At 40.2% G+C, this 6,000-nt stretch carries 5 protein-coding genes; 4 read left to right on the forward strand and 1 reads right to left on the reverse strand.

All coding sequences use genetic code 11. The annotated features are described in order from the left end of the window. Positions 1 to 175: 175 nt before the first annotated feature. A complete protein-coding gene (locus Q0Z55_RS10680) occupies positions 176 to 2,581 on the reverse strand; it encodes a YgiQ family radical SAM protein (RefSeq protein WP_297428265.1) in 2,406 nt (801 codons plus the stop codon). 659 nt (positions 2,582 to 3,240) lie between these two features. Here Q0Z55_RS10680 and Q0Z55_RS10685 point away from each other — a divergent pair. From Q0Z55_RS10685 to Q0Z55_RS10700, 4 genes are all read left to right on the forward strand, one after another. After that, on the forward strand, positions 3,241 to 3,600 hold the full coding sequence (locus tag Q0Z55_RS10685) for a roadblock/LC7 domain-containing protein (RefSeq protein ID WP_297428268.1): 360 nt from the start codon (positions 3,241 to 3,243) through the stop codon (positions 3,598 to 3,600). Between the two features lie 63 nt (positions 3,601 to 3,663). Then, positions 3,664 to 4,890: a hypothetical protein gene (locus tag Q0Z55_RS10690; RefSeq protein ID WP_297428270.1), complete on the forward strand. Its 1,227-nt coding sequence runs from the start codon at positions 3,664 to 3,666 to the stop codon at positions 4,888 to 4,890. 12 nt (positions 4,891 to 4,902) lie between these two features. Next, complete coding sequence (locus tag Q0Z55_RS10695; RefSeq protein ID WP_297428273.1) at positions 4,903 to 5,439, forward strand: ATP/GTP-binding protein; 537 nt, start codon at positions 4,903 to 4,905, stop codon at positions 5,437 to 5,439. A 14-nt stretch (positions 5,440 to 5,453) separates the two neighbouring features. Beyond that, entirely contained in the window at positions 5,454 to 5,867 is a 414-nt protein-coding gene (locus Q0Z55_RS10700) for a roadblock/LC7 domain-containing protein (RefSeq protein ID WP_297428276.1), read from the forward strand. Positions 5,868 to 6,000 lie beyond the last annotated feature (133 nt).

Here is a 6,000-nt window from a genome sequence, read left to right on the forward strand (position 1 = left end):
ATATTTTATTTTTATTGATCAGCTTAAATTTAAGCGTTCAGCATATCCTTTGCTTATCTTCAATCTAGCCAGTTTATTCATAGCTCACAAGACGTTTTTGGTAGCATGACACTACATTCCGATAAAACGCAGCACAAAAGAAAGGACGCCGAAGCGTCCTTGTTGATTTATGCGATTAAGCACGTGATTTAGGCTTTGATTTAGGGCGTGGCTTGCCACTAAATGGCTTTTTGCTATCACCAGTTTCACGCGGTGGTAAACCCGTATGTTGCGTTAAAATCTGACCACGCTCAGGACGCTTCTTGGTATTTGAAGGACGTGCTTGCGCTGCCTTAGCGCGATTACCTTGTTCACCTGTACGTTTTGCCGAATCACCTGCTACAGTCGAATTTTTCTTACGCGCTGATTGATACTGACCCTCTGCGCTACCAACAGGTTGATAAGTCGGAATCAAATGCTGCTTTGAGTTACCAATTAAATCTTGGCGACCCATTTCACGTAAAGCATCACGTAACATTGGCCAGTTGTTTGGATCATGGTAACGCAAGAATGCTTTATGTAAACGACGACGCTTTTCACCTTTGACAATATCAACTTGTTCGGTATAACGAGCCACCTTAGCAAGTGGGTTTTTACCAGTATGGTACATGGTAGTGGCAGTTGCCATTGGTGATGGATAGAAGGTTTGCACTTGATCAGCACGGAAACCATTCTTTTTCAACCAAATTGCAAGGTTCATCATATCGTAGTCGGTAGTACCTGGATGCGCCGCGATAAAGTACGGAATTAAGTACTGTTCTTTCCCCGCTTCCTTACTAAAACGATCAAACATTTGTTTGAAACGATCATAAGTACCAATACCCGGCTTCATCATTTTATTGAGTGGGCCTTTTTCGGTATGTTCCGGTGCAATTTTAAGATAACCACCCACGTGGTGCGTCACCAACTCTTTCACATATTCAGGGTTTAATACTGCTAAGTCATAACGTAAACCTGAACCAATCAGAATCTTTTTAATACCCGGCAAAGAACGTGCTTTACGGTACAACTGTGTTAATGGTGCATGATCGGTATGTAAGTTTTGACATACACCCGGGAAAACACATGATGGCTTACGACAGTTTTTCTCAATCTCAGGATCTTTACATGCCAAACGGTACATGTTGGCTGTTGGGCCACCTAAGTCTGAGATAATGCCAGTAAAGCCCGGAGCCGTATCACGAATCTTTTCAACTTCACGTAAAATCGATTCTTCGGAACGGTTTTGAATAATACGCCCTTCATGTTCGGTAATCGAACAGAACGTACAGCCACCAAAACAGCCACGCATGATGTTCACAGAGAACTTAATCATATCAAAAGCAGGGAAACGGGCATTGCCATACGATGGATGTGGCAAACGTGCATAAGGCAAGTCAAACACATAATCCATCTCTTCCGTAGTTAACGGAATTGGCGGAGCATTCAGCCAAACGTCACGTTCGCCATGTTTTTGTACCATGGCACGGGCATTACCCGGATTGGTCTCTAAATGCAAAATACGGTTAGCATGGGCATACAATACAGGATCTTCTGCCACCTCTTCAAAGGCAGGCAAACGAATCACAGCAAGTTCACGTGGCGGCAATTTATGTTTAATGGCTTTTGAAGACGGCTGCAACTGAACAATTTGGGTGTTTTCATCTAATTGATCGCCTTCGCGCACAATTGGATTTGCAACATGTTCTTTTTGAAAACCTTGATATTGGCTGCTATCTTTGCCTTGCTCAATCTCACAGCCTTCGATGTCTTCGGTCATAACATACGGGTTGATAATCGGATCAACACGACCAATGGTATCGACATCATTCGATGCAATTTCCACAAACTTGGCTTTAGAGGCACGATTATGTTTATTGACAATAAATGCGGTACCACGAACGTCAGTAATTTGGTGAATTTTTTCACCACGCGCCAAACGGTGCATAATTTCGGTGATCGAGCGTTCACCATTACCGTACATCAGTAAATCGGCTTTAGAGTCCATCAATACCGAACGACGTACTTTATCTGACCAATAGTCATAATGGGCGATACGACGTAACGACGCTTCAATACCACCTAACAGCACCGGCACATCAGGATAGGCTTCGCGCACGCGCTGACAGTACACAGTTGCAGCACGGTCAGGACGTTTATTGGGTTGATTATCTGGAGAATAGGCATCATCAGAGCGGATTTTACGGTCAGCCGTGTAACGGTTGATCATCGAATCCATGTTGCCTGCGGTCACGCCCCAAGCAATATTGGGTTTACCTAACACGCGGAATGCATCCACGTTGGTCCAATCAGGCTGCGCAATAATCCCAACACGGAAACCTTGCGCTTCTAAAGTACGCCCAATCACGCCCGAGCAAAACGATGGATGATCGATGTAGGCATCACCACAGACTAAAATAAAATCACATGAATCCCAACCGAGTTGGTCCATTTCCTCGCGCGACATCGGCAAAAATGGTGCGGGTTCAAAACATGACGCCCAATATTTGTCGTAATCAAACAACGCGGTCGGCGCGGTCTGAGCGGTATAAGCTGTAGACATGGCTAGCAATTCTCGGCTGGCAGATGATAGGAGATCTAAATATAAGACCAAAGATGAAAGCCGAGCATTTTACCATGAATTTTGCTCAATTTGTTTGACTATAATTTATACAATACTCAAGGACTAATTCCTAAAATATAGTTAAGTGATTTTAGTTGCAGAACACAATTACGGACATGATAAACAACAGCATGAATTCTTAATAAAAAGCTCGACTATACCTACGCGGTTACGCTGATATACCGCATGAGTAATAAAAAAATTTCTTGGTGTTGGCGCATTCAAATGTTTTTATAAATTTTAATCTTTTATCTAATAATACCTGCATGTACATGCATAGCGTACTTTAAGCTCAGTCAGATCAAAAATAAGGGCAAGTTTGCTAAATGCATACAAAAATTATTTTTTGCATATATACAAACAATCTATGATATCTACATCACACAACTTATCAATTATGAAAACCAGTTCGTAAAAATATCTTTGAATATTATTCACTTATATAGTCGCTATAAACAACAATCCGACATATATTTCATATTTTTAGATTGCTAAATATGAATAAAATGCTAGATTAAGTCGAACAACCATCATAAATCCAATATCGGTTGTGGTGCACAGGTTTATATATCAATAACGACATTTTTAAGGGGAGAAGCATGGCTAAAGTTTCATTGGCAAGCTTAAGCGAGATCGATGGTTTTGTAGCGGCAGCATTAGTCGATAGCGAAAGCGGCTTAGCACTTGCAACACAAGGTACTGCAGGAATTGATTTAGAGTTGGCAGCCGCAGGTAACACAGAAGTGATACGAGCAAAACGTAAAGTTGCAAAAGCTTTAAATCTTGACGATACCATTGAAGATATTTTAATTACACTGGGCAAACAATATCACTTGATTCGTCCACTTGAATCCAATGACAGCTTATTTTTATACGTGGTATTAGACCGTGCAAAAGCGAACTTGGCTATGTCACGTCATATGCTAAAAGGCTTTGAACGTGAACTAGATTTCGCTTAATGTGTTCACAGTGAGATAAGCATTGACTTGTCTCACCTTCCTCTCCTCTAACATAGGCTTATCGTGAAAAAGCAACTCAATATTTCTGTATTTGGCTTAAAACTTACGACCATTGATGAGTTAAAACTTATCATCGAAGGTGTTTTGCCTGAAACATACAGCATCAATTGGAGCAATATTAGTGATGCCCAGTTAGATGTGCTTTTAATTAGTCATTTATTTTATGATTTGCCTAACATTGTTGCGATCCGTACAAGCCCACATATAAAGACCTTAAAAATCGCGCATGATCCGCATTTACATGGTCAAGTGATTGAAGACACGCTATATTTGCCTGCCCAAAGCAAAGCACTGCAACAATGGTTTGAACAATATGTCTTAGAAGATAACAACAGCAGTGAACCTGCATTAGTGGCTTTGGCACAACTACAAGCCACTCAGTCTTCTATTACCCCTGCAATTGAAGCACCAATCCAACAACAAGAAAATGAGCGAACAGTTGTTGTAGAATCCGCTTGCCCTCAAGTGAAAGCTGAGCAACTGGTACAGCATGCGGCACAACATACCTCAAGAATTGCACAAGCTACTTTACAACGGCCACTTAAAAACAGCCAACAGCCTCTGTTACCAAGTAATATTCCTACTGAAACTGTTTTTGTAAAACCCAAAAGTGCTTTAGCTGAACAATTGTTTGAACAAAAAATTCACTATAAATATTTTGAACAACTACAGCAACAATTGTGGCAAAGCGATGAATATCGCCAATGTATTATCACGGCTACAAACGATAAAATTGCGTTGCTTGATAAACCCAACCATCAGTTTTGGCTAAGTAGCTCAATCAGTAATATTAAACACACCAGCTTTGAGCTACAACATGCTGATTTAAATCATGTAGTACGCTTTTGCCATAAAAATCAAGCGTATGATTTACAGTATGGCTTATGGAATTTTGTTTGGCAAAATCTAGAAGCACAAGTACCAAGTTATACTGGTTACTATCGTCTTAAATATTGGCCACAGCCGTTAACAGACCGTAAAGATATTTTTAAGATCGCTGGCTATTTACAACATGGTGCTGATCTTGACTATATCCACAAGCAAACAGGCATCGCATCAGAGTTCATTCATCGTTTTGTTTTTACAAGTTTAGTAATTAATATGCTTGAAGTGATTGATGAACAACAAGCAGATTCGCGTTTTAAAGCTGAGCAAAAACATGCCGTGGTAGAACCACCTTCTGCCATACGTAATTTCTTTGGTAAATTGCGTAAAAAATTAGGTCTCTAGGAAAAGAGCTTTATGATTTTACAACAATATAAAATTGTCTTTGCAGGCACCATGGGGGCTGGAAAAACAGCAGCTATTCAAACCATTTCACAAATTCAAGTATTAAGCACCGAAGCCCTAAATACCGATACTGCGGCACATCAAAAAGCATTAACCACAGTAGGAATTGATTATGGTGAAATTGCCTTAGATGACGAAACCAAAGTTGGACTTTATGGTACACCAGGACAAGAACGCTTTAATTTTATGTGGGGTGTCATTTGTAAAGGCGCACTTGGAACGATTCTACTGATTGACCATAGCATTGCTGATCCTATTGCCGCACTCAATGACTATTTGAGTACGTTTAAAGACATGAGTGAAAATATTATTATTGGGATTACTCATGTCGATGAAAAACATACACAAAGCACAGCGATTTATCGAGACTGGCAAGATCAACAAAAAGTGAGCTATCCTGTCTTTTTTGTCGATGCTCGTGTCAAAGAAGATGTATTATTAATGGTAGATGCATTGCTTGCCAATGCAGAAATTACTTTCTCTCATTAACAGATTAAATCATTATGTTATTAAAACGTTCAGCACCTGATACTTTAATCCGTCTAGGAGAGCAAAGTATTGAGGAAATTCTGCGTGAAGTGAGCGGTGTTGAGTTTATTATGCTCTGCTCTACCGATGGTTTTGAGCTTGCCTCTATCCACAAAAAAAATGTTGCCAATTCAGGTAAATTAGCTGCGGTAAGTAGTTCAATTTTAGCCATGGTGCAGGCATTTTTAGGTGAAATCAATTTGAATGGCTGTCAAAGTATTACTTTAGATGCAGAAAATGGCAAAGCGATTTTAAGTGCTGTACCGAGCCCACACCATCCGATGTTGATTGTGGCAATGACGTCTAAGGATGTATTACTCGGTCATTTGCTGTTAGCAATTAAAAAAGCCAGTGAAAAAATTGCTCAAGCTGATCAGCCAAATGGATAACTACTTGATATAAAAAGCCCAACAAGGGCTTTTTTATTTTTTCAAATTTCAGGCATAAAAAAGGCCCCCTGATCAATGATCAGGGGGCCTTTTTAGAATAATGAGCTGGCGATGACTTACTCTCACATGGGTA

The organism is uncultured Acinetobacter sp., assembly GCF_947626835.1.
Lineage (GTDB): Bacteria > Pseudomonadota > Gammaproteobacteria > Pseudomonadales > Moraxellaceae > Acinetobacter.

Bases quoted from the DNA above. Each gene is read 5' to 3' on its own strand.
- Q0Z55_RS10685 (WP_297428268.1), top strand. From the start codon at position 3,241: ATGGCTAAAGTTTCATTGGCAAGCTTAAGCGAGATCGATGGTTTTGTA.
- Q0Z55_RS10695 (WP_297428273.1), top strand. From the start codon at position 4,903: ATGATTTTACAACAATATAAAATTGTCTTTGCAGGCACCATGGGGGCT.
- Q0Z55_RS10700 (WP_297428276.1), top strand. From the start codon at position 5,454: ATGTTATTAAAACGTTCAGCACCTGATACTTTAATCCGTCTAGGAGAG.
- Q0Z55_RS10680 (WP_297428265.1), bottom strand. From the start codon at position 2,581: ATGTCTACAGCTTATACCGCTCAGACCGCGCCGACCGCGTTGTTTGAT.